The sequence below is a fragment of the Vibrio sp. Vb1554 genome (genome assembly GCF_033344235.1).
On sequence record NZ_JAWPOJ010000067.1, the window covers coordinates 1 to 3,374 of the forward strand.

General features: G+C 44.2%; 3 protein-coding genes. All 3 read left to right on the top strand.

Features of this window, described 5'->3' with window-relative positions; all coding sequences use genetic code 11:
* The first annotated feature begins 42 nt into the window (after positions 1–42).
* Complete coding sequence (locus tag R8N28_RS23555; protein ID WP_025442266.1) at positions 43–1,365, top strand: 6-phospho-beta-glucosidase; 1,323 nt, start codon at positions 43–45, stop codon at positions 1,363–1,365.
* Between the two features lie 18 nt (positions 1,366–1,383).
* Positions 1,384–2,139 carry a chitin disaccharide deacetylase gene (gene chbG, locus R8N28_RS23560; RefSeq protein ID WP_023624206.1) on the top strand — a complete coding sequence of 252 codons (756 nt, stop codon included), beginning with the start codon at positions 1,384–1,386 and terminating at the stop codon, positions 2,137–2,139.
* A 105-nt stretch (positions 2,140–2,244) separates the two neighbouring features.
* The gene (locus tag R8N28_RS23565) at positions 2,245–3,255 is read left to right on the top strand and encodes a LacI family DNA-binding transcriptional regulator (RefSeq protein WP_318183475.1); all 1,011 of its coding nucleotides are present in this window, start codon (positions 2,245–2,247) and stop codon (positions 3,253–3,255) included.
* The last annotated feature ends 119 nt before the right edge of the window (positions 3,256–3,374 follow it).

Here is a 3,374-nt window from a genome sequence, read left to right on the forward strand (position 1 = left end):
TCGCTTTGAGCAAGCAGCTCGCGAACAAGTAAGGAAATCATTATGTCTAGAGAGGCGATCAAACTTGCCATTATTGGCGGTGGTAGTAGCTATACCCCGGAATTGGTTGAAGGGGTAATCAAACGCTTGGATTACTTGCCAGTTAAACAGATTCACTTTGTGGACATAGAATCCGGCGCGGAAAAGCTAGAAATCATCAGAGGCTTGGCTCAGCGGATGGTCGATAAAGCGGGCGCCGATATTGAAATTAAAGCGGATTTTGACCGCCGTGCTGCGATCAAAGGCGCTGACTTTGTCATGACTCAATTCCGTGTTGGCGGGCTTGCTGCTCGAGCAAACGATGAAAGAATTCCTATTAAATACGATGTGATCGGACAAGAAACCACTGGCCCTGGCGGATTTGCTAAAGCACTGAGAACCATTCCTGTCATTCTTGATATCTGTAAAGACATTGAAGAGTTGGCGCCAAACGCTTGGATGCTCAACTTTACGAACCCTGCTGGTCTCGTCTCAGAAGCGGTGAGTAAGCATACTAAAGTCAAAAGTATCGGCTTATGTAATGTACCCGTCTCAATGGAAATGATGATTGCAGAGATGATGGATTGCGAGCCTAAAGAGCTACAGTTGGAGTTTGCAGGTCTAAATCATCTGGTCTGGGTACACAAAGCGTGGCTGAAAGGCGAAGACATCACTCAAACCGTCTTAGAGAAAGTCGGAGATGGCGCTAACTTCAGTATGAAGAACATTTGGGAAGAACCGTGGGATCCGGCATTTCTAAAAGCGCTCGGTGCGATTCCTTGTCCTTATCATCGCTATTTTTACCAAACAGACGCTATGTTGGCAGAAGAAAAGCAGAGCGCAGGTGAAAAAGGGACTCGCGCAGAGCAAGTCATGGAAACCGAAAACGCATTGTTTAAGCTCTATCAAGATCCGAACTTAGACCACAAACCGAAAGAGTTGGAAGAGCGAGGGGGAGCGTATTACTCAGATGCGTCACTCAATCTCGTCGACTCTATTTATAACAACCGTAACAGCATTCATGTCGTAAACGTCTTAAACAATGGCGCGATCAATGGTCTACCGGATGACGCCGTGATTGAATGCAGTGCAGTGATTGGTAGTTGGGGAGCAAAACCACTTGCTGTTGGTGAGCTATCAAACAACATCAAAGGACTACTGCATCAAGTGAAAGCTTATGAGCAGTTGACGATAGAAGCCGCTGTTGAAGGTAACTACGACAAAGCATTGATGGCATTAACGAATAATCCTTTGGTGCCAGACATTGGTCGAGCGAAAGCGATATTGGATGAGCTGTTAGCGGTTAATGCGCCTTATTTGCCTCAATTTAAACTTACAGCGTTGTAATACTAAGGAAGAGCGTCAATGAAAGTCATTTTTAATGCGGACGATTTTGGTCTGACTCAAGGTGTTAATAACGGCATTGTAAAGTCCCATCAAGATGGTGTCGTGAAATCGACTACTATGATGGTAGGGATGGATGCCGAGCAGAATGCAATCGAGTTAGCTCATCAAAATCCAGACTTAAAAATTGGCGTACATCTACGGTTTACAGCAGGTGCTCCTCTCACGGAGCACCCAAACTTAACCAATGGTAGAACGCATTTCGTCAAATACAGTGAATTGTGGAACAAGCAAGATTTTGACGCTCAAGCGGTTTACGAAGAAGCTAAAGCTCAAATTGATCACTTCTTGTCACTTGGACTAACGCTCAGTCACCTTGATAGTCATCATCATGCTCATACGCATCCTCAGATTCTTCCTATTGTTCAGAAACTCGCGAAAGAGCACCGCGTGCCACTTCGCGGGAGTGGTATCTGTCATCAACCAATGACGACAAGCTATTTCTTTTCCGATGAGTTTTACGATCAAAAGGTAAGTTTGGACGGATTAATGCAACACCTTCTGAGCTTAAAAGAGAATTACGATGTGGTAGAGGTGATGTGTCATCCTGCTTATGCCGACCAGCCCCTTATTATGAAAAGTGGCTATGCACTGCAAAGAGAGCTAGAGCTACAAGTGCTCACATCTCCCATTCTAAAAGAGCAATTGGCGCAGCATGGTATAGCCGTCACGGATTACTCCGCACTCGTTTCTACCAGCCAAGTTGTAGGTGTATGATTAAGGCTGCCAGATTCGACCCCTATAGTCACCTTACGAATTGCTGGCAGCCATTTTTCGAATAAAAACATTCATTATTTATTAGCAGTTGGATTCATTAGCATTATGGCAAGGATTAAAGATGTAGCCGAACTCGCCGGTGTAAATCGTTCTACCGTTTCTCGCATCATTAATGGGGAAGGAAAGTTTCGTGAAGAAACTAGAAAAAAAGTAGAACAAGCCATGGCGCAATTGAATTACCGTCCAAGTGCGATCGCCCGTTCTCTTGCAACATCGTCAAGTAATATGGTCGGTTTGTTGGTGACTTATTACACAGGTGGATTTTTCGGTGAAATGATGGAGCAAGTGCAAACGGAATTGGACATTCATAAGAAGTTTCTCATCACTGCGCAAGGTCATCATTCTGCTGAAGGAGAGAAAGAAGCGATTCAGCGTTTCAACGATCTTCGTTGCGATGGCTATGTTCTGCATAGTCGCTATTTATCCGATGATGATCTACGTGAGTTAGCAAAACTTCCTACGCCTTTTGTGCTTCTCGATCGTTATGTTGAAGGGATTGAAGAGCGCTGCATTACGTTTAATCACCACCATGCAAGTCGTATCGCTGTTGAGCACTTAATCGCTGGTGGTCATAAAAACATTGCCTGTATTACCGGGCCATCCCTACGTCACAATAGTTTGCTCAGAAAGCTTGGCTATGTTGATGCAATGAAAACAGCAGGCATCGACATTGATGAAAGTTGGTGTGAAGAAGGGAATTACGGCAGACAAAGCGGTTATGATGCGATGGCTTCCATTTTGAAACGTCACCCAGAGGTAACTGCTGTATTTTCATGCAGCGAAGAAATGACGGTTGGGGCGATGCAATATCTTCATGAGCATAAAATTTCGGTGCCGGAGCAAATCTCTTTAACCAGTTTTGACAGTGTAGACCTATGTGAAAGTTTGTACCCGACGGTATCTGCGTTGCATTTCCCTATTAGTGATATGGCGCGAGCAGCAGTGCAAACGTTAATGGGGTTAGTAAAAAAACAGGAACACATAGAAAAACCTGTCTTCGAAGCCAAGCTAAAACTGCGTCATGCGGATCGAGTATTAAAACAAGACTCTGATTGATACTCAGGTATGAGCTTGATTCAAATTATGAACAACACATTGGTTCTTAACGCGAATGACTCGCACTTGTGAGTTCTTATTGATGAATTTATTTACAGAATCTACTACTATTCTTGGTT

Bases quoted from the DNA above. Each gene is read 5' to 3' on its own strand.
- R8N28_RS23555 (WP_025442266.1), top strand. From the start codon at position 43: ATGTCTAGAGAGGCGATCAAACTTGCCATTATTGGCGGTGGTAGTAGC.
- chbG (WP_023624206.1), top strand. From the start codon at position 1,384: ATGAAAGTCATTTTTAATGCGGACGATTTTGGTCTGACTCAAGGTGTT.
- R8N28_RS23565 (WP_318183475.1), top strand. From the start codon at position 2,245: ATGGCAAGGATTAAAGATGTAGCCGAACTCGCCGGTGTAAATCGTTCT.